The following is a 20217-nucleotide window of genomic DNA, read 5'->3' on the forward strand; positions in this document are numbered from 1 at the left end:
CGCACCGACGGGTATAGCGGCCTTCTGCCTAACCAAACACCGCCCGGAACACCTCCTCCACTTTGGCTACGGGTACAATAGCAATCTGATAGTGGCTTTTGTCCAGCCCTTTGGTATTGTATTTGGAAATATAGATCGTTTCGAACCCGAGTTTCTCGGCTTCGGCGATACGCTGTTCAATCCGGTTTACCGCACGGATCTCGCCCGACAGCCCCACTTCGCCAGAAAAAGCGACGGTGGCGGATACCGGTATGTCCTGTTGCGAGGAGATCACGGCAATAACAACTGCCAGATCGATAGCCGGGTCTTCTACCCGCAGGCCGCCGGCGATATTGAGGAATACGTCCTGTGCGCTTAGCCGGAAGCCAAGGCGTTTTTCGAGCACAGCCAGCAGCATGTTCATCCGTCGGGTATCAAAACCGGTGGAGGAGCGTTGTGGCGTTCCATAGGCCGAATTACCCACCAATGCCTGCACTTCGATCAACATGGGTCGCATGCCTTCCAGCATGGCGGCAATAGCAATGCCACTCATACTGTTCTCCCGCTGTGACAATAGGATCTCGGAGGGATTACTCACTTCCCGCAGCCCCGTTCCCTGCATTTCATAGATTCCCAGCTCCGAGGCCGAGCCAAACCGGTTCTTTATCGCCCTCAGAATCCGGTATACATGGTGCCGGTCGCCTTCAAACTGCAATACGGTGTCTACCATATGTTCCAGCACTTTAGGTCCCGCAATCGCACCGTCTTTGGTAATGTGCCCGACAATGAATACCGGTATTGCTGTTTCCTTTGCAAAGCGCAGCAATTCGGCCGTGCATTCCCGCACCTGTGACACACTGCCCGGAGCCGAATCAATCTGGGCTGAATGCAACGTCTGTATGGAGTCGATGATCACCAGGTCCGGAGCCGTGGCCTCAATCTGCTTAAAAATAGAGCGGGTGGCTGTTTCGGTGAGGATATAGCAGTCGGCCTTCGTGCTTTGGCTCAGTCTTTCCGCGCGCATTTTCAGCTGCTGTTCGCTTTCCTCGCCCGAAATGTATAGTGTTTTGGTTCCGGGCAGCTGGAGGGCGAGTTGCAGCATCAGGGTGGACTTACCGATGCCGGGTTCCCCGCCGACAAGTACCAGCGAGCCGGGCACAATACCCCCGCCAAGTACCCGGTTCAATTCGCGGTCGGGTGTAACCAGCCGACGCTCTTCAACCTGCTCGATCTCGTGTATGGCCGCCGCCTTACCGCCCCGGGGAGCTGCACCCGTTGTCGTTCGCCAGTCCGGCACACGTGGGCCTGCCTTTTCCACCACTTCTTCCACAAAGGTATTCCACTCCTGGCATGATGGGCATTTACCCAGCCATTTCGCAGACTCGTATCCGCAGTTCTGACAAAAATAAGTTGTTTTTGCTTTCGCCATTTTGTTATCGTTGCTGTGCCGCGATCAATCGCAGCACATTTCCGCCCAGTATTTTACGGATATCCGTTTCGGAATAACCCCGTTGCAGCAAACCTTCCGTAATCTTCGGGAAATCACTGCAATCATCCAGTCCTTTAGGGGTCGATGAAATGCCGTCAAAATCGCTTCCAACCCCGACATGATCAACGCCTGCCACTTCAACCAGGTGGTCAATATGGTCCAGCAGAATCGATAGCGGCGGCCGCAAGGCTTCCTTCGCTTCAGCCGGCAGCCGGGCAAACTTAGCATCGGTTGAACGTTTGATGGTATCACCCACGTACTGCGCATACAGTTTGTTGATTTTGCTGTAATGTGCCGGATCAAGGAAACCCGAATAAAAATTGACACACACCACCCCGCCGTTTTTTGCAAGGGCCCTCAACTGGTCATCCTGTAAGTTGCGCGGATGTGCCATGACGGCATAGGCGTTGCTGTGAGATACCAAAACCGGCTTGGTGGTCACCTCCAGGGCATCGAAGAACGTTTGGCGCCCCACATGGGAGAGATCCACCATCATGCCCAGCTCGTTCATCCGCCGGACCACCGAACGCCCGAAATCGTTCAGTCCTTTATGGCTGAGTTTTCCCGGATTCCGCATCTCATCGTTGGCCGACGTCGCCCAGCTCAGGCTGTTATTCCAGGTAAGTGTCAGGTAGCGTGCCCCTCTTCGATACAAGCTATCCAGGTAGTCCAGGCGCTCCTCAATCATATGTCCGCCTTCCACCCCGATAATCGCGGCAATTTTTCCCTGTTCGGTTAGCTGCCTAATGCCTGCACTATCCGTAGCCAGTGCAATCGCATCAGGATAACGGTGAAGGAGTTCCATCAGCTTGTCGATCTGCTCGTTGGCATAAGCAAACGCCGTACCCCGGCCGTATTTTTCACTACACCACACGGAAAAGACCTGTGCGTCTATTCCCCCGTCCCGCATCCGGGGCAAATCGGTATGGCCGGTACCTATGCGCTTACCGATATCTTTGCCCGGCATGATGGATTCCGAAATCACATCGTTGTGGGTGTCAAAAACCAGTGCATCCCGATGGATCCGTGCCGCGTCCTGTGCCTGGAGCGAAGCCGCTAAAAAAAGCATTGACAGGCAACATAGTGCTATCCTTCGTGCAGTCATTCTTTCGTAATTTACACCCTAGTTACCCGCAGCAGCTATGGCTTCATAAATAGCATCCTGTATGCGGCTCCGGGTATTGAGGTCATATATTTTCGTGCTTACCGCAGGGTGCACCCGGTTGGATAGAAAGATGTAGATAAGCTGTTCCTTTGGGTCAATCCAGATGCAGGTGCCCGTATATCCGGTATGCCCGAAAGTGGCATTGGATGCGAGTTTCGACGGATACTGCTTGCTCGTATCCGGGTCCCAGCGGTCAAACCCCAGTCCCCGCCTGCTGGTCCTCGACTGGTTGGACGTAAACCGGTCTACCGTTTCCGACCTGAAAAACCGTTCACCGCCATACGTCCCACGGTTGAGCAGCAGCTGACCATAAATAGCCAAATCGTTGGCCGTTGCAAACAGTCCCGCATGCCCTGCGATTCCGCCCGCCATGGCAGCCCCCTGGTCGTGTACATACCCCTGAAGCAGTGTTTTGCGGAATGTCCTGTCATTTTCCGTCGGCACAATCCGGTCTTTCTCAAAACGATTGCGTGGCAAGTATCCAGCAGTTTGCATACCCAGGGGCTTATAAAACTCCCGCTGAATATAGTCCTGTATCGGGATTCCGGTCTGGTGTTCGGCGACTTCCTTCATCACGTACATGCTGATATCGCTATATACATAATTGCCCGGCGCATTGAGTTTGGAATTCAGCATCGTTGGCCACATGACATCCTCATAGTAGCCCGTGCGGATATAGCAGCCATCCGCCACCTTTACGGAATAGGCAGCTGATGAATCGGTACTCAGGTCGCCGGGCTTCAGTTCCCGGTAAAAGGGAATAAAGGGAATAAATCCCGCCTCGTGCAGCATTACATCCCGCAATTTGGTGTGTCTTTTATTGGTCTGCTGCGCCTGTGCCAGGTAATAACCCATGGTACTGTCGAGGTTAACGGCACCCTGTTCGACCAGCCGCATAATGGTTGGCGTTGTCGCGGTGATTTTAGTGATGGATGCCATGTCGAAGATATCCGCTACCCGGGTAGGGCGCTGCCGGTCGTAGGTGTGATAGCCGTATGCCTTCTCGAAAATTACTTTGCCTCCTTTAATCGCCATAACCACGGCCCCGGGGGTAGCGTGTTCACGGACCGCTTCCATGGCGATGGCATCGATGCTGGCCGTCAGCTGTTGTGTATCTATTCCAAAAGCCGAGGCATCCGCGTATTCGAGCCGAGTCTGTTCTGTTGTGAAGCCAGCACCTTTTGCGTAGCGCGTTGAAAATGTTTGGGGCAGCTGTGCGGTACAGGAAATGCCGCCGAAGATCGACATCGCCACCTGGTTGGCGGTCTCATTGGTAAGCGTGGAAGTCCAAAGAACTGGAAATCGGACGAAATCAACCGCACGCAGTCCGGAGCCATCACCGAAAACCGCTAAAACAACTTCCTTGCCCACAGCCTGGGTATGGATGAACTGCAATAATCGCTGATCATTCAGGTCTGCATCGGAAACGGCGAAAATCAGGGTATTATAAAACTTCAGGTCCTCATCCAGGTGGGTGTTCCCATCCGGTTCAGCCGCCAGTGCAAAATGCGTAACGGGTGCATAACGCCCCAGCATGTTACCGAATGCCTTGAACGCTTCCCGATCGAGGTGACCGATGTGGGCAATCCGGCGGTCCTGCAACCCCTTCAATGGGATGCTGTGCCCTTGATTGTTTAATAATACGGTATGATTGACCGGCATCTTCCCGGTTATCCCGGCACCATAAACGGAGGAAATACACGCTATCGCCACGCCCATCATACCAATCAGTGTAATGGCTCTTTTCATCGTATAACGAATATCGATAATATTTACTAAAAATGGCGGTCTTCTTAAATTTTTATGATTTTTGTGTTTACTCAGTTTACACGTGTCAGACAGCTCCTCATCCGTTTTGGCGTTCTCGATCGCATTGCAGCATAAGCTGCACATCGAAATCAGCACCTCACCCCTCATCGAAGGTGTTTGGCTATTACAGGCGGCTCCGCTGCCTTTTCAGCTCGTCTATTACGCCCTGCAGCCTTACCGCAGCAGGGTGCCGATGACGCCGGGTATCCGCAGCATCCACATCGATGAGGACCGCTGGATCACACGGCCGGAACTGCTGCTGAATCGCATCGCCGCCTTAGCCGGACAGTCGCGCCGCCTGTATGCACGGGATACCGTAGCCGCCCGTATCGATAAACCGACGGCTTTATCCTTCCAGGAAGAACATCATTTGCAGGTATCGCTGCCCGGAAAATACCGGTTTGGTTTATTCCATCACGGCGAACTGGTGGCAATAGCCCTGTTCAGCGGTGGGCGCAGCATGCACGACAGGCCTGCCGGACACCGGTCATTCGAACTCCTTCGTTTCTGCCATAAACAGGGGGCTCACGTGGTGGGCGGGTTCAGCAAGTTACTGGAAACCTTTCAACGCGCCTTCAATCCCGGGGATATCATGACTTATGCCGATAGCGATTGGTCCGACGGCAGCAGCTACCGGAAAGTGGGGTTCATCCCGATAACGGGAACACAGCCCCAGCTGTTCTGGGTGGATGCCCATACCTTTATGCGATACCATGAAGGGAGACTGCCTCCGACGCTTCATGAAATGCCGGCGGCGGACCGGTTGCGTGCCGGATTTATCCCGGTCTACAACGGGGGGAGCATCAAACTCGTGAAAACATCCGGTTAGCTGGTCACGTATCTTTTTCCTATATTCGAAATCGTTTTGGAAGTGAAGAATACCCCACCGCTACTCGTAATTTTCGGACCCACCGCATCGGGCAAGACTTCCCTTGCAATTGCAGTTGCCAAACAGGTTAACGGGGAAATTATCAGCGCAGACTCCAGGCAGGTATACCGGGGCATGGATATCGGCACCGGAAAAGACCTGGAACTTTATCAGGACATCCCCTATCACCTCATCGACATCCGCGACGCGGGAGATACGTATCACGTTGCACAGTATCAGCAAGACTTCCGTAAAGCAATGAACACGGTGATCCGCCGCGGCAAGCAACCCATTTTATGCGGGGGTACCGGCCTGTACCTCCAGGCCGCGATTTCGGGGTTTGCCTACAGCGGAGTACCTGTTGTGGCCAACCGTCGGGAGGTACTGGAAAAACTGGATCGCGAAACCCTCCTCCGGCAGCTGCAGGAGCTGCCCGTACCGCCGGGTTTTACAGCAGATACCAGCACCAAAAAAAGGATCATCCGGGCCATCGAGATTGCCGAATGGCATCAAGAGCACCCGGTGCCGCGGCCGGTACAACCCACAATTCGGGTGCAGGTGTTTGGCATCAACCCACCGGTGGAAGTCCGGCGGCAACGCATAACCGATCGGTTGGTGGAGCGACTGGATACCGGGCTGGTCGAAGAGGTGCGGCGGCTGCTGGACCAGGGCATTCCTCCGCAGCAGCTCATACGATACGGGCTGGAATATAAGTATACAACGCAATACCTCCTGGGCGAGCTAGATTATGATACGTTCTTCGCACGTCTTAATACCGAAATACACCGTTATGCCAAACGGCAAATGACCTATTTCCGTAAAATGGAGAAAGACGGGTTAGCCATCCATTGGTTACCGCAACAGCCGATAGCGGAAATGGCAGCCGAGATACTGACACACTCCGGCTGCTGAGCCTGCCTTCCTTCTTGCGCCGAACATCCGGCGGCCACGCATCGGGAATGGTTCGGGGTGAGTCCACGGTGAGTCCACATTAAGTCCACGGTGAGTCCACCTTTTTCCGGTTAAATCGCGGAGTCAGCCTGCTGGCATCCTGTACGCGGTGCGCAGGGATACCGAACAACGGCACCGGCAAATAGCACGAAGCCCCGCAGTTTGTAGCTGCGGGGCTTCGTTTCTAATGTTCGTTGCTACAACTTAATCTCAACGTCCTTACTGTTGAAGAAGTGGAATTCCGTGAGGTAATACGCCGCAACCGGCTTCACCCGGATCCACCGGCCAAACTTGAAGAACCATTTTACCCGGCGGGACATTAGTCCGGATCTGATGTAGGCGTAAATATAAGGGTGCACGCATAGCGTAATGTCCCTTTCATTCTGTTCTTTAAGAATAAAACTCAGGTTATTCTCGATATCATCCATCAGGACAATACTAGACCGGATTTCACCCGTACCATTGCATGCCGGACATTTTTCGTTGGTAACGATCGACATTTCGGGCCGCACGCGCTGCCTGGTAATCTGCACCAGGCCGAATTTGCTCGGCGGCAGTATCGTGTGCCGTGCCCGGTCCGTGGCCATACACTGCTTCAGGTAGGTATGGAGTTCCTTCCGGTTGGCGGGCTTGTGCATATCGATGAAGTCGATAACAACGATTCCTCCCATATCGCGCAGGCGAAGTTGCCGGGCGATCTCCCTGGCCGCTTCTTTATTGACCTGTAACGCGTTTTCTTCCTGGGTTTCCTGGTTCGCTGTCCGGTTTCCGCTGTTTACATCGATGACATGCAGGGCTTCGGTGTGCTCGATCACCAGGTATGCACCCCCATGCAGGTTGACGGTTTTACCAAAAGCCGCCTTGATCTGCTTTTCTATTCCGAAATGCTCAAAGATGGGCTCTTTGTTTTTGTATAACTTAACAATTTTTTCCAGATCCGGCGAGATCCCATGGATATATGATTTGGTTTCATCATAGATCATGGGGTCGTTAATATAGATGTGGGAAAACTCGTCGGTGAGAATATCACGTAGGATGGTGGACGTGCGGTCCATTTCTCCCAGCACCTTCTGCGAGGCTTCCGCTGTGCGGAGGCGGCTGGTAAATATTTCCCATTTGGAGATCAGGTCAAGCAGGTCCTTTTGCAGTTCAGCAACGCCCTTACCTTCAGAAACCGTCCGGATAATAACGCCGAAATTTTCCGGTTTGATGCTTTCAACAATCTTTTTCAGCCGGTTGCGCTCGGCATTGCCCTTAATCCGTTTGGATATGGAAACAATCCCTGAAAACGGCACCAGCACCACATAGCGCCCGGCAATCGATAAATCGGAACTCAGTCGGGGGCCTTTAGTGGAAATCGGCTCCTTTGCGATTTGCACAGGCAGCAACAGGTTACGGGACAATACTTCGGAAATTTTGCCCGCCTTGTTGATGTCCTTTTCTAATTTTAAACTATTGAGCAGTTTCTCTTTGTAACTGCCATTCTTTACTATTTTAGTGAGCTTGATGAGCGACTGCACCTGGGGGCCCAGGTCGAGGTAATGCAGAAATGCATCTTTCGAATACCCCACGTCAACGAACGCGGCATTCAAACCGGGCATGATCTTCTTGATCCTGCCCAGGTAAATATCACCGACAACATAGTTGTTGTTGGTTTGTTCTTTATTGAGCTCTACAAGCTGTTTATCTTGAAGTAAAGCAATAGTGACCCCTTTCTCAGGGGTCGAATCGATAATTAATTCCTTTACCAACAGCTACTTTTTTAACAAAGCAGGCGGCTTTGGGGGCAGCTCATTGCTGCCTTACGATGGGAATAACATGAAGTAAATGCAGACCACGAACTTAATTAATGGTGATCAGCCGGGTATCCAACAGCACAACCGCTCGCCTGGCAACTGCTGTCGGGCGGCGGATGCAGTGATGGCCAACGCGTAGCTTATGCTGCGGTGGCCACTGTTATCGTTGCGGATATCATCATATGATGCAATCTTGTTGAAATGACACCTCTATCTTCACCTTACCATGCATTGTATCTCCAAACTCCTGCTCATGAGGATAAAACCATAAATACGTTTAATAGCGCCTAACACTAACCGAATGTATTCGGTTCCGTAGGCGCAGCAAAATCAAATCGGTCTGTTTTTCCGGATATGACGAGGCAGAGTTTGTATTGATGCTCGTTTATATGCCTCCTCCGAAAAGCAGCCTAAGAAAGGCTGTTATTTTTTCTTATGCCGATTTTTTCTTAAACGTTTTTTACGTTTGTGGGTAGCCATTTTGTGTCTTTTTCTTTTTTTTCCGCTTGGCATAGCTTAATTTTTTTAAATGAATAAATTAATAATTATTTACTCAGCTCATCAATTTTACGATTGATAAACTGCGTCAGGGTCGGATCCGCAGCAAGGTCCCTGCTTTTTTCAAAAGCAGCTACTGCCTCACGTTTCAGCCCAATGTTTTCGTAACTGGTTGCCAGGTAAAAGTAGGATTCTGCATCAGGCTGTAACGCCACAACCTTCTTAAACCGGTCAATTGCCCGGTCAAATTGCCTGGATTGCATGGAGAACAACCCCAGGCTTTTATTCGCTCCGACATGGTCCGGATCGGCCTTGACAACCTCCTGCAACAAGGCAATGCCGGCCATCGGGTTATTGGTACCGCTTACATATGCGCTACCCAGGCCGGTTTTGGCATCCAGGTCAGCGGAATTAATTTCCAGCGCCTGTTCATAGGCATTGATTGCGTAATCATTGAGCGCACGGGCAGTTACCGTATCCTGCAGGTTCGTATAGGCCGCACGGTAAGCGTCGCCCGCCTTCAGCCAGTAGCTAAACTGCGGATCAATTTTCGCCATCTCCTCGTACACAAATCCTAATGGAGCAGATTCATTCACATCGTCCCACTTGGCAGCAAGTTGTTGCAGCAGATCCAGCTTTGCTGTGCCCGATGCATCAGCCAGTTTGGACTCCAGATCGGATATCTCCTGGATAATACTGGCGTTTAAACCCCTTTTGGCCTGCTGCGATACCAGTTCAAAATTCACGGTATTGGCAGCGCCGGACCCTGCGGCATCGGCCGTACTTTTATCTTCATTGACCAAACCTTTGATGGGTTGTGCTAATAAAAACCCCATCAATAAAACAACAGCGGCAACAGCTATGATTTGTTTGGTCCTGTGCATAATGGAACGCTTGAAAGGTCCGTGTTATTTGTTGCCGGTTTTCACCTTTTCAACAAATGTTTTAGCCGGCTTGAACGTGGGTACGTAATGCGCGGGAATAATGATCGCTGTATTTTTTGAAATGTTACGGGCTGTTTTCTCTGCCCGCTTCTTTACCACAAAACTACCGAAACCTCTTACGTAAACATTCTCGCCACTAATCATGGCATTCTTCACCACCTTGAAAAAAGCTTCAACAGTTTCCTGAACATCTACTTTCTCTAACCCCGTCTTGTTAGAGATTTCTGCGATAATTTCTGCCTTAGTCATATCTATATTTTTGTAATTAATTATTTTTCAACACGTAAGCCCTTCCCATGTTGGGGATGCAAAAGTATTGCTTTAAAACGAGATCTTAAAATAAAATTGTTAAATTTTTGTAATGAAAGCCGCTCACCGCCCGCGGTTTCCGGGGTTGTATATCAGCAAATGTAACCGTACACGGATGTTTATGTCCGGAAGGGTCCTGTGAATTTGTAAAATGTTCACCTGAATTCGGGGCGATTTGCCTAATATTGGGATTTAGATTGAAAACGACAGTGGGACAAATGGGCCGGATAGCGGTCAGGAAAGGAGAACGACAGCAAATAGATTTTGACTGAATAACTCGATTGGGATGACAAAGAAATTAACACAAGCATGGCGCTGGTACGGTCCGGCCGATTCGGTAACCTTAACCGATGTGAAACAGGCCGGCGCCACGGGCATTGTAACCGCCTTACACCACATTCCGCACGGGGATGTGTGGCCCGTTTCTGAAATTAACGAACGGAAGCGCATCATTGAAGAAGCGGGACTGCACTGGTCGGTCGTGGAGAGCCTACCGGTACATGAGGCCATTAAGACCCGCGGAGCCGACGCGGATGCATACCTTGAAAACTACAGGCAGAGCCTGCGTAACCTCGCCTCCTGTGGAATCCGCACGATATGTTACAATTTTATGCCGGTACTCGACTGGACACGTACACAGCTGGGCCTGGAAATGGCGGACGGGTCAAAAGCGCTGTATTTTGACTGGAATGACCTTGCTGCGTTTGATCTCTTTATTCTGAAACGGGAACGGGCAGGGCAGGACTATCCTGAAGCCGTCCGGACAGCGGCAGAAAAAAGGTATCAGTCCTATACCTCACAACAGGTGGAGGAACTGTCTACCAACATACTGATGGGCATACCCGGCGAACGTAATATCGGACTTAGCGAGTTGCAGGAAAGTATACGGGCATACGGGATTATCGGGCGTGAAGGGCTTCGGGAAAACCTGATCTGGTTTCTTTCCTCCATTGCGGAGGTATGCGAAGAAACTGGAGTCTACATGACCATCCACCCAGACGACCCCCCTTATCCCATACTTGGCCTACCGCGTATTGCCGGCAGCCAGGAAGACCTGCTTTACATCATCCGTACGGTGGACAGGGCCTTTAACGGCATCTGTTTCTGCACCGGGTCGCTGGGGGCCGGTGTAACCAACGACATCCCGGCGATCTTCGACGCCATTAAGGAGCGCGTTTATTTTGCGCACCTGCGGAATGTACGCAAGGATGCACAGGGGAGCTTTTATGAGGCGGACCACCTGGACGGCGACGTAGATATGTATGCGGTGATGCGGGCCCTGGTGGCGGAAAATCAGCGACGGGACATCCCGATACCTTTCCGGCCCGACCATGGACATCAAATGCTCGATGACCTGGACAAAACCACCGCACCCGGCTATTCGGCCATCGGGCGCCTTCGCGGGCTCGCCGAATTAAGGGGGCTGGAGCTTGGCATTCTCGGAAGCAACTAACAGAAAATTAACATGCGCGCCGGTTATTTTTTAACTGATCATTTCCTGCTGCAGTCCGATACGGCGATAAGGCTGTATAACGGATATGCCAAAGGCCTGCCGATTATTGACTATCATTCCCATCTTCCACCGGACGTTGTCGCCTCCGATACTGCCTTCCGGAACCTGACCCACATCTGGCTGGCGGGCGACCACTATAAATGGCGGGCGTTACGGGCGTTGGGCGTTTCCGAACGATACATTACCGGCGATGCTCCTGATGAAGAAAAGTTTTACAAATGGGCGGAGGCCGTCCCATACACGGTCCGCAATCCGCTTTACCACTGGACCCACATGGAACTTCGTGACCCGTTCGGCATTACCGAGCTGCTGGGTCCGGACAACGCTCCCCGGGTTTTTGAGCGCGCAACGGGGATGTTGCAGTTGCCTGAATTCCGTCCGCGCGGCCTGCTCAGGCATTTCGGCGTGGAAATGGTGGGTACAACAGATGATCCGGCAGACAGCCTGGAGCACCATGCTGCTATTGCCGTATCGGGGTTTGAAACCCGGATACTTCCATCCTTCAGGCCCGACAGGGCATTCCAGCTGAATGGCGGCACGGCTTATCGAAGTTATATTGAGCGCCTGCAGGCCAGCAGCGGTACCGCTATTGTAGACATTGACACACTGCTTGACGCCCTTTGGAACCGATTGTATTATTTTCACCGGCACGGATGCCGCATTGCAGACCATGGACTGGACCACCTGCCCCTCGCCCGCCAATTACCTTTGCCCCTGGAAACTGTATTTAAACAGGTTCTTCAGGGCGATGATCGCAATGCTGCCGAGTACGAGGAAACATTTACGTATGCGGTATTATCCGAGCTATGCAAGCTTTATCACGACAAAAATTGGGTACAGCAGTTCCATCTCGGGGCCCTTCGGAATACGAACAGCCGACAGCTGCGGACACTCGGCGCGGACACCGGATTTGATTCCATCGGCGACTTACCGCAGGCCGGGAGCATGCAGCGCTTTTTTAATACCCTGGAGGATGAGAACCGACTGGCCAAAACCATTATTTACAACCTGAACCCGGCAGACAATGCGGTATTTGCATCCATGACCGGCAATTTTCAGGCGGAGGGTATCAGGGGAAAGATACAATTCGGATCTGGATGGTGGTTCCTTGACCAGTTGGATGGCATGACCAACCAACTGAACACCCTGTCCAATATCGGGTTGATCAGCTGCTTTGTGGGCATGTTGACCGATTCCCGGAGTTTTCTTTCCTATTCGCGTCACGAGTATTTCCGCCGGCTGTTATGCAACCTGTTTGCGGAGGACATCAATAGGGGTGTTTTGCCTCGCGATGAGCAGTGGATCGGCAAAATCATTCAGGACATCTGCTACCATAACGCCAAGTCATTTTTTGCCTGATCCGCACGATCGACGATCCGGATGCCAGCCGTTTTCATCACCAATTACGGCATGTCCTTACTCCGGGTAAAGGGCACGAACCGCACGGGGATTAAGGCCGTTTTCACCAGTTCCCCGTTTCGTTTTTCAATTAAAACAAGGGTTTGCTCTTCCGTTTGGGCTCCGATCGGCACGATGATCTTCCCGCCCTCCTTTAATTGAGCAATCAGCGGCGGGGGGACTTCCTCGGGTGCTGCGGTTACAATGATGGCGTCATAGGGTGCTTTCTCCGCCCATCCATTGTAGCCGTCACCAACGATTACCGTTACGTTTCTATAGCCCAGTTCGCTTAATAGCTGCTTCGCCTTCGCACCCAGCTGCGGAATAATTTCCATGGTATATACTTCACCCGTCATTTCGGCCAGGATAGCGGCCTGGTATCCCGATCCTGTACCGATTTCCAGTATACGGTCATCCGGCCCGGGTTGAAGCAGCTGCGTCATCATGGCCACCATAAAAGGCTGAGAGATGGTTTGTCCATATCCAATGGGGAGCGGCGTATCCCGATAGGCATCTTGCTGGCAGGCAGGCGGAACGAATCGGTGTCGTTCCACCTTCCGCATGGCTTCCAGTGTAGGGGTATGGTTAATTCCACGGGGTTCGAGCTGCTGGCTGACCATTTCGGCACGCAGCTGACCAAAATCCTGCGGTAGGGCCTGCTGGCATGTTGCCAATACGATCAGCGCAGGCAAATATGTTTTGATACACATGGCTGCCGGGGTTTTTCCTAATAACCCTGCTGACCGTCAATTGTTCTAAATGTCAGGTTAATACGCGGGGTTAGGATTTTTTTGGTGGGGGGCAGTCGGTGAAGCCAGTAGGTCTGCGTGGCTCCCTTCATTAGCAGCAGGCTGCCATGCGCCAATACGATGGACGTTTTTTCTCCGGTGAGTTTGTGTTTAAAAGCAAATTTGCGTTCGGCGCCGAAACTTAACGAGGCGATGGTTCCGTTTTTTTTCAGGTCTTTTTCCGCATCGCTATGCCAAGCCATACCTTCCTGGCCATCATGGTAAAGGTTAAGCAGGCAGGAGTTGAACGTTTCCCCCGCGTGCCGCTCTACGATACGCTTAAGCGTCTGCAATTCCCTCGTCCACGGCAGGGCCTGCTTGGTGACGTTGGAATAGGTATACCGGAAGGCCGAATCGCCATACCACGCCACCATGCGTTTCGTTTGGATGAGCCGTCCGAAAACCACCGCTTCATCGTTCTTCCAAGCCACCGAATGCAGTAGGTAGTCGAGGTAACCAGCGGCTTCCCGTGCTTCCATTATTTTTCCGAAATAGTTCACCTCGCCGTCCCGCGGCAATAAATTAGCCGCTTTATCCATGCCGGTACCGAATAGATCCATCACGTACTGTTTTCTTACTGAGCGTAATGCAGTTGTGCGGGGTCAGCACCTATTTTGGCACCCTCCCAGCCAATCATAGCCGTTTTCCGTGTTTCTCCCCACATGTAGCCGCCGAATGTACCGGTGGATTGGATGACCCGGTGACATGGAATTAGGAACGCTACCGGATTGCTTCCAATGGCGGTTCCTACTGCCCGGGACGCGCTTGGCATTTCAATTTGCTGTGCAATGGAACCATAGGTGGTGAGCTGCCCCATGGGTATTTTCAGCAGGGCTTCCCAGACCTTCAGCTGAAAGGCCGTCCCTTTCAGATGCAGCTTCACTTCCGGAAGTTTCTCCCAGTCGCTTTGGAAAACTGACAATGCATCCTGCTGTATATCAACCGATTTACGACTCATGTTGGCATTGGGAAATTTGGCCTGCAGGTCGGCCAGCGCCTGCCTTTCATCGGTAAAAAAGGCCAGGTGGCATACCCCCTTGGAAGTTGACGCTACGATCAGACGGCCAAACGGACTGCCACCAAAATCATAAGCAATTTCCAGCTGCTTTCCGCCATTTTTATATGCTGCCGGAGTCATTCCCTCGATCTGTACGAACAGGTCGTGCAGCCGGCTGGTGCCCGATAAACCCGTTTCGTAGGCCGTGTCAAATAGCGTTGCTTCCCTATTTCCGCGTAAAATACCCTTCGCATGGGTCAGGCTGGTATACTGCAGAAATTTCTTGGGACTAACACCGGCCCAGTCGGTAAACAACCGCTGAAAATGAAACGGGCTTAGGTTTACCTCTTCGGCAACGGCATCCAGATTGGGCTGCTCCTTAAAATGCTGCCTGATGTAGTCGATCGCTCTGGCGATGCGTTCATAGTTTAACTGTTGCTGCGTTTCCATATGATACCTGTTATTAGACAAAGATCTGAAGGTTTTATAGATTACAAAACCCGAAACTTGCTTTCGTTGAAAACGCGGTAACTGGTTATTTAGCCAAAGTGGCCAGGGATTCGGGTTGTAATTCAGCACGTTCCCCCTGTTCCCTGTGCATATTTCCCCAATCGGAAATACTGTTCAGCATGGGTTCTGCCGAATGTCCCAGTTCGGTCAATTCATATTCTACCCGGGGTGGCACCTCCGGATAAACAATGCGACGGATCATCCCGTGTTTTTCCAGCTCCCGCAATTGTGCTACCAGCATGCGTTCCGAAATACCGGGGATACATTTCAACAGTTCGCTGTATCGCATTTTACATTTTATCAGGCTAAATAAAATGGTCGGCTTCCACCTTCCGCCGATGATCGATAAGGTATAGTCCATTCCGCAGTTCCGAATCAGACGCGTCTCATTGAGGGAATTGGTAGAGTTCGGTTTTCGCATAGCATACTTACTTTTTTGTTAGTACTTAACAATTTTTACAGTACTTACAAAAGTAAGGCTTTCCCTCTACTTTTGTTGTTCTTTATTAATTAAAAAATAAATCAGATGGAAAAACTACAAAACAAGGTGGCGCTGGTTACCGGAGCGAGCCGGGGTATAGGTGCCGCCATTGCAAAAAGATTGGCCCGTGAAGGAGCCTCCGTAGCCCTTACTTATCAGGCTTCAAAAGACAAAGCCGAACAAGTGGCACAGGAAATCAGGCAACTGGGTGGCAAGGCCATTGCCCTTCGGGCAGACAGCGCCGACCCCCAGGCCGTTATTTCGGCAGTGGATAAAACTGTCCAGGAATTCGGCGGGTTACATATACTGGTTAACAATGCGGGAGTTGCCTTCTATAACGACATTAGCCAGTTTACGCTGGAAGACTTTGATCACATGATGGCGGTCAATGTCCGGGCTGTATTTGCGGCTTCACAGGCGGCGATAAAATACCTGGGAGATGGCGGGCGTATCATCAACATTGGCAGCTGCCAGGCCGAAAGGATGCCCGACCCCGGAGGTTCGCTTTACGCGATGAGCAAAAGTGCGCTGGTGGGCCTAACCAAGGGAATGGCCAGGGATCTGGGTCCCAGGGGCATTACGGTAAACGTCATTCACCCCGGCCCTATCGATACAGACATGAATCCGGCCAGCGGCCCCACTTCCGCCTATCAACGTTCGCTGATGGCCCTGTCTGATTTTGGAACCGCCAATGATATTGCTGCGCTCGCAACCTACTTAGCCGGAACAGAAAGCGCTTATATGACAGGGGCGGGGCTTACCATCGATGGTGGAACAAATAGTTGATAACAAATGGATTGCCCGGCATGTATGCCATTAATATCAATTTGGGGTACACCGGGCAATATATATTCCGGTTCATTGCTATGTGCCTGCCTGGCTTCGTTGCAAACGCCTCGGGTCTGAAAAGTTCGGGGCATTTGCTTTATCATTGCCCGGCACTGCTTTTCGTTTTTGTTAAATAGTTATCTATACTATAAGCATGACTTTTGACCGCCCCCAGCAAAAGGCAGCCTGCCGCACCAATCCAAACGGAATAGTCCAATGTTGATTTTATTCCAATTGAAATGGTCATCGCTATAGCAAAAAGCGCCAGGAGGACAGCAGATCCATAAGCAGCCCACTTGATCCGATACCCCACCAAAAGCAGCAGGGCCAAAACTAGCTCAAGTGCTGTCGCAGCGCGGGCCAGGAATTCCCTCAGGAACTCGGGAGCGAAGCTATTTACCTGATTTGAATAGTGGAGAAACTGTTCCCAATCTCCCCAGGTGGCATCGGGACTGCCCGGTTTTCCCCAAAAACCGAGTCGATCCGCAACAGCGGATAAAAACGCGCTGGAAACGGCAAGCCGAAGCCAAAGTTGACCTATACTGGTTATATTCATTTTTTTCATTAGCTAAACTAACCGCGGGCCTGGGCCAGCGGGATGCTTTCAAAAAGCGGGGGACTATAACGTTACCTTATCCAATCCCAATACCCGGTCAAGTGAACCCGGTTCGGCTCGAAAGCCTACCCCAAAACGGTTGAACGCATTAATAAGGGCGATCAGCATCGTGAGCTTGGTAAGCTCGGTGTCATCAAAAAAGGACCTTACGGATTGATAAATTTCGTCCCTTGTGCTTTCCGTGCTCAGCCGGGTTAATGCTTCTGTCCATCGTAAAGCGGCCTTTTCCTGCTCTGAAAACAGGGTGGATTCATGCCAACCCGGTAAATGGTGTAGGCGTAAGGGGTTTTCACCATCCCGAACCGCCTGTTTTGTATGTATATCTATACAAAACAGGCAACCATTGATTTGGGATGCCCGCAGCCTTACAAGATGTACCAGGAGATTATCCAATCCGGAATTACCCGCCATAGTGTCCAGCTCCAGCAGCTTTTTGTAGGCCGCTGGAAAATGTGTGCTGTAGTTTAATCGCTGTGCCATGTTGAATTAATTATTGTACTGGCAAAGGTACCGCGGGCCGCGCGGAAAAAAATTGAACGGGTTCAAGAAATATGTTTACGCCTCAACTTACTAACGTATTCTGCGGAGAGCCCGAGGTAACTCGCGACAAGATACTGCGGAATGCTGTTTACAAAGTCTGGGAACGAATCCCTGAACTTGAAATAAATTTCCTCTTTGGAATAACTTAGGATGTACTTCATCCGGGTTTGATAAGCGCCATAAGCAATTTGGTATACCGCCCTGAAATAAGATTCCATTTTTGGAAAAGCAAGGAACAGTTCCGCTCGTTTTGCTGGGGATATACTGAGCAGCACCGAATTTTCCACGGCTTGAATATAGAATTCGGTAGGCCGTTTTTTATGAAGGGCTAAATAGTCTGCCAGCCACCAGCCTTTTAAAGCGAATTGAACGGTATGTTCTACACCATCACTGCCAATAAAATACATATGCAGGCAGCCGGCCAATACAAAATAGTCGCAGACCGACCGGTCCCCCGCGCGCATTAACAGCTCCTTCTTCTCCACGTTTTCCCTATTGAAATACGATATAATGTCATCGTATTCACTTTCGTCAATGGAAACGTGCTGATTAATGTATTGAAATAGCGTCCTGTCCATTTTAGTGTTTTAGGTCACTCCTTTTACTCGCTGATTAATTGCTGATCCGCTTTTACCGTCGCAATGAAACAGTACATATTAGCCATACCCGGCCGGGCCACTTTCGGTGCAGCGCAGACAAATTCAAGTTGAAGTTACATTATAAAATTGGAATGATACAATCGCAAGCCTATTTCCAGATCAGGATAGGTTACTTCTAAATAAAAAAAGAAAAGCGGGTATAAATTATCGCTTTTCTTTTTTAGTAGCCCCGACGGGAATCGAACCCATATCTAAAGTTTAGGAAACTTCTATTCTATCCGTTGAACTACAGGGCCATGGTAAAACTGCAATTGCGGCAAAAATACGATTTTAACAAAATAACCCGAAATTAATTATGCCAATCAACCTCATTGTCAAAATATATGTTAAATAAATATTAAATAGTTTTTGTCTATGAACCATAAGGAAAAGTGATGCTTTTTCCCTTAACAAAAGGTTATCTTTGCACCAACAAAAAGAAAAAGGATATTATGAGTTTAGTTGGTAAAAAATTTCCAAACATTACAATTGACGCCATGGACCACATGGGCGATGACCTAAGGATTAACATATTGGATGAGGCCGTTAACAAAGGCAAAAAAGTATTGCTTTTCTGGTACCCCAAAGACTTCACTTTCGTTTGTCCTACTGAACTGCACGCTTTCCAGGAAGCATTACCGGAATTCGAGAAGCGGAACACAATTGTTATCGGCGCCTCCTGCGACACAAATGAAGTACACTTTGCCTGGCTGAACACGGCAAAAGACAATGGCGGAATCGAGGGTGTTACTTATCCGATACTGGCCGATACGACCCGTAATCTGGCAAACACCCTGGGTATACTGGATATCCAGAAAGCCACGTACGACGAAGAGCTGGACACCATGCTGATCGAAGGATCTAACGTGACTTTCCGTGCCACCTATTTAATAGACGAGGATGGAAAAATATTCCACGAGAGCGTAAATGACATGCCCCTGGGCCGCAACGTTAAGGAATATATCCGCTTGGTTGACGCTTACGCACACGTACAGCAATTCGGGGAAGTATGCCCAGCCAACTGGGAAGAGGGCAAAGAGGCAATGCACGCCACACGTGACGGCGTAGCTACCTACCTCGCCAGCAAGATATCCCTGAGCTAACCCCCACGCATGCGCCTATCGTTAATAACGAATCCGGGCGTCTCTATTTTATTTAACATCAGCACACGTCTGTAACGCATAACGGCGTGTGCTGTATGGTACCTTAAACTTCCGTTCTCCGGTGTTTAAACTAAGTGATTAAGATATGATACAAGAACTTGATAAAGATAACCTGGCCGACATTGTAAATGAAAACGATGTGGTCATGGTACAATATTCGGCATCATGGTGCGGCAACTGTCGGATTATGAAACCGAAATTTAAAAAACTGGCCTCAGAAAATGAAGGCGTGGCCTTTGTTATTGCCGACGCGGAGAAATTCCCGCAATCCCGCCAGCTGGCCAACGTCAGTAATTTACCCACGTTTGCTGCCTTTAAAGCCGGCCAATTGGTTGGCCAGGTACAAACAAATAAGTTTGATCCATTAATTGATCTGTTCAATGAAACTACCCGTAATTAAGCATTTGGTCGAGTTCATTGCGCAGAACGACCAGGATTATGTACTTGAAACGATTGAAACCCTGGAAGCGCTTACCGAAGTGCCTTCGTTAAAAGATGAGGAACTGGATGTAATCGGCGAGTTGATCTCCAATATGTATGGTGCCATTGAGGTTGATAAGCTGATTAAGGAGGGGGCGGACCGAAAAGAAGCCCTCAATTCTTTTATGCAGCGCGTTCTCGGATCAATCGATAAATCCTGACAGACCCCTTCCGACCACAGTCGCTTTCCACAAAAAAGTGTTAACAATCGTTTTTTTGTGGAAAACTTGTTGGCCGCTTTACGCGGCGGCACATTATTTATTGTCGTAAATTTACCCTTGTTAAAGGTTAACTTCTTAAAACGGGGCTTTATTAAAAAATGGGCTAACCCTAATTACTCCGTTTGACAATTGCCGGTAATTACCGAAGCTGTGTTTTAAGATTTAAATGTTTTTTAATTGTTAATTTACAGGAGCCGCCCCGACATAGCTGGGCGGCTTTTGTTTTAGCCCCCATC

The 20217-nt window shown here is 50.4% G+C and carries 21 protein-coding genes and 1 tRNA gene; 8 read left to right on the plus strand and 14 right to left on the minus strand.

All coding sequences use genetic code 11. The features are described 5' to 3' along the window. Positions 1-28: 28 nt before the first annotated feature. The 3 genes from radA to NEV57_RS11820 are packed head-to-tail and all read right to left on the minus strand — an operon-like array spanning position 29 to position 4382. Positions 29-1408 carry a DNA repair protein RadA gene (radA, locus tag NEV57_RS11810; protein ID WP_257658531.1) on the minus strand — a complete coding sequence of 460 codons (1380 nt, stop codon included), beginning with the start codon at positions 1406-1408 and terminating at the stop codon, positions 29-31. A gap of 4 nt (positions 1409-1412) precedes the next feature. Further along, positions 1413-2537 carry a dipeptidase gene (locus NEV57_RS11815; protein WP_257658532.1) on the minus strand — a complete coding sequence of 375 codons (1125 nt, stop codon included), beginning with the start codon at positions 2535-2537 and terminating at the stop codon, positions 1413-1415. Positions 2538-2591: 54 nt separating this feature from the next. Then, entirely contained in the window at positions 2592-4382 is a 1791-nt protein-coding gene (locus tag NEV57_RS11820; RefSeq protein WP_257658533.1) for a serine hydrolase domain-containing protein, read from the minus strand. Between the two features lie 82 nt (positions 4383-4464). Here NEV57_RS11820 and NEV57_RS11825 point away from each other — a divergent pair, with 82 nt between their 5' ends. Next, positions 4465-5271 (plus strand): hypothetical protein, encoded by an 807-nt coding sequence (locus NEV57_RS11825; RefSeq protein WP_257658534.1) that lies wholly within the window; start codon positions 4465-4467, stop codon positions 5269-5271. Between the two features lie 42 nt (positions 5272-5313). Next, positions 5314-6222 (plus strand): tRNA (adenosine(37)-N6)-dimethylallyltransferase MiaA, encoded by a 909-nt coding sequence (gene miaA, locus NEV57_RS11830; protein ID WP_257658535.1) that lies wholly within the window; start codon positions 5314-5316, stop codon positions 6220-6222. Positions 6223-6458: 236 nt separating this feature from the next. Here the strand turns inward: miaA and NEV57_RS11835 are convergent, their stop codons facing one another. From NEV57_RS11835 to NEV57_RS11850, 3 genes are all read right to left on the minus strand, one after another. Beyond that, positions 6459-8012, minus strand: coding sequence for an Rne/Rng family ribonuclease (locus NEV57_RS11835; protein ID WP_257658536.1), 1554 nt, complete (start codon positions 8010-8012; stop codon positions 6459-6461). 590 nt (positions 8013-8602) lie between these two features. Beyond that, the gene (locus NEV57_RS11845; protein ID WP_257658537.1) at positions 8603-9439 is read right to left on the minus strand and encodes a tetratricopeptide repeat protein; all 837 of its coding nucleotides are present in this window, start codon (positions 9437-9439) and stop codon (positions 8603-8605) included. Positions 9440-9463: 24 nt separating this feature from the next. After that, positions 9464-9748, minus strand: coding sequence for an HU family DNA-binding protein (locus tag NEV57_RS11850; protein ID WP_257658538.1), 285 nt, complete (start codon positions 9746-9748; stop codon positions 9464-9466). A gap of 346 nt (positions 9749-10094) precedes the next feature. Here NEV57_RS11850 and uxuA point away from each other — a divergent pair, with 346 nt between their 5' ends. Together uxuA and uxaC are read left to right on the plus strand one after the other, a co-directional pair. Beyond that, entirely contained in the window at positions 10095-11261 is a 1167-nt protein-coding gene (gene uxuA / locus NEV57_RS11855; RefSeq protein ID WP_257658539.1) for a mannonate dehydratase, read from the plus strand. A 12-nt stretch (positions 11262-11273) separates the two neighbouring features. After that, a complete protein-coding gene (uxaC, locus tag NEV57_RS11860; RefSeq protein ID WP_257658540.1) occupies positions 11274-12680 on the plus strand; it encodes a glucuronate isomerase in 1407 nt (468 codons plus the stop codon). 44 nt (positions 12681-12724) lie between these two features. Here uxaC and NEV57_RS11865 read toward each other — a convergent pair whose 3' ends face one another. From NEV57_RS11865 to NEV57_RS11880, 4 genes are all read right to left on the minus strand, one after another. After that, positions 12725-13429, minus strand: coding sequence for a protein-L-isoaspartate(D-aspartate) O-methyltransferase (locus tag NEV57_RS11865; RefSeq protein WP_257658541.1), 705 nt, complete (start codon positions 13427-13429; stop codon positions 12725-12727). A 17-nt stretch (positions 13430-13446) separates the two neighbouring features. After that, positions 13447-14067 carry an alpha-ketoglutarate-dependent dioxygenase AlkB family protein gene (locus NEV57_RS11870; protein WP_257658542.1) on the minus strand — a complete coding sequence of 207 codons (621 nt, stop codon included), beginning with the start codon at positions 14065-14067 and terminating at the stop codon, positions 13447-13449. A gap of 14 nt (positions 14068-14081) precedes the next feature. After that, positions 14082-14954, minus strand: a complete 873-nt coding sequence (locus NEV57_RS11875; RefSeq protein ID WP_257658543.1) for a methylated-DNA--[protein]-cysteine S-methyltransferase — start codon at positions 14952-14954, stop codon at positions 14082-14084. 85 nt (positions 14955-15039) lie between these two features. Further along, positions 15040-15435 (minus strand): winged helix-turn-helix transcriptional regulator, encoded by a 396-nt coding sequence (locus NEV57_RS11880; protein WP_257658544.1) that lies wholly within the window; start codon positions 15433-15435, stop codon positions 15040-15042. 105 nt (positions 15436-15540) lie between these two features. Between NEV57_RS11880 and NEV57_RS11885 the strand changes: the two genes are divergently transcribed. Continuing rightward, complete coding sequence (locus tag NEV57_RS11885; RefSeq protein WP_257658545.1) at positions 15541-16281, plus strand: SDR family NAD(P)-dependent oxidoreductase; 741 nt, start codon at positions 15541-15543, stop codon at positions 16279-16281. 142 nt (positions 16282-16423) lie between these two features. Here the strand turns inward: NEV57_RS11885 and NEV57_RS11890 are convergent, their stop codons facing one another. From NEV57_RS11890 to NEV57_RS11905, 4 genes are all read right to left on the minus strand, one after another. After that, complete coding sequence (locus NEV57_RS11890; protein ID WP_257658546.1) at positions 16424-16888, minus strand: MauE/DoxX family redox-associated membrane protein; 465 nt, start codon at positions 16886-16888, stop codon at positions 16424-16426. A 54-nt stretch (positions 16889-16942) separates the two neighbouring features. Continuing rightward, positions 16943-17419, minus strand: coding sequence for a carboxymuconolactone decarboxylase family protein (locus NEV57_RS11895; protein ID WP_257658547.1), 477 nt, complete (start codon positions 17417-17419; stop codon positions 16943-16945). 62 nt (positions 17420-17481) lie between these two features. Further along, positions 17482-18057 carry a Crp/Fnr family transcriptional regulator gene (locus tag NEV57_RS11900; RefSeq protein ID WP_257658548.1) on the minus strand — a complete coding sequence of 192 codons (576 nt, stop codon included), beginning with the start codon at positions 18055-18057 and terminating at the stop codon, positions 17482-17484. A 245-nt stretch (positions 18058-18302) separates the two neighbouring features. After that, positions 18303-18374 (minus strand) — tRNA-Arg (locus tag NEV57_RS11905). 195 nt (positions 18375-18569) lie between these two features. Here NEV57_RS11905 and NEV57_RS11910 point away from each other — a divergent pair. The 3 genes from NEV57_RS11910 (at position 18570) to NEV57_RS11920 (ending at position 19921) form a co-directional block, all read left to right on the plus strand. Then, the gene (locus tag NEV57_RS11910) at positions 18570-19220 is read left to right on the plus strand and encodes a peroxiredoxin (protein ID WP_257658549.1); all 651 of its coding nucleotides are present in this window, start codon (positions 18570-18572) and stop codon (positions 19218-19220) included. A gap of 145 nt (positions 19221-19365) precedes the next feature. Further along, the gene (locus tag NEV57_RS11915) at positions 19366-19680 is read left to right on the plus strand and encodes a thioredoxin family protein (protein ID WP_257658550.1); all 315 of its coding nucleotides are present in this window, start codon (positions 19366-19368) and stop codon (positions 19678-19680) included. Next, a complete protein-coding gene (locus tag NEV57_RS11920) occupies positions 19661-19921 on the plus strand; it encodes a DUF6952 family protein (protein WP_257658551.1) in 261 nt (86 codons plus the stop codon). Before NEV57_RS11915 ends, NEV57_RS11920 begins: the two co-directional genes overlap by 20 nt. Positions 19922-20217 lie beyond the last annotated feature (296 nt).

The sequence above is a fragment of the Parapedobacter lycopersici genome (genome assembly GCF_024643285.1).
GTDB classification, from domain to species: domain Bacteria; phylum Bacteroidota; class Bacteroidia; order Sphingobacteriales; family Sphingobacteriaceae; genus Parapedobacter; species Parapedobacter lycopersici.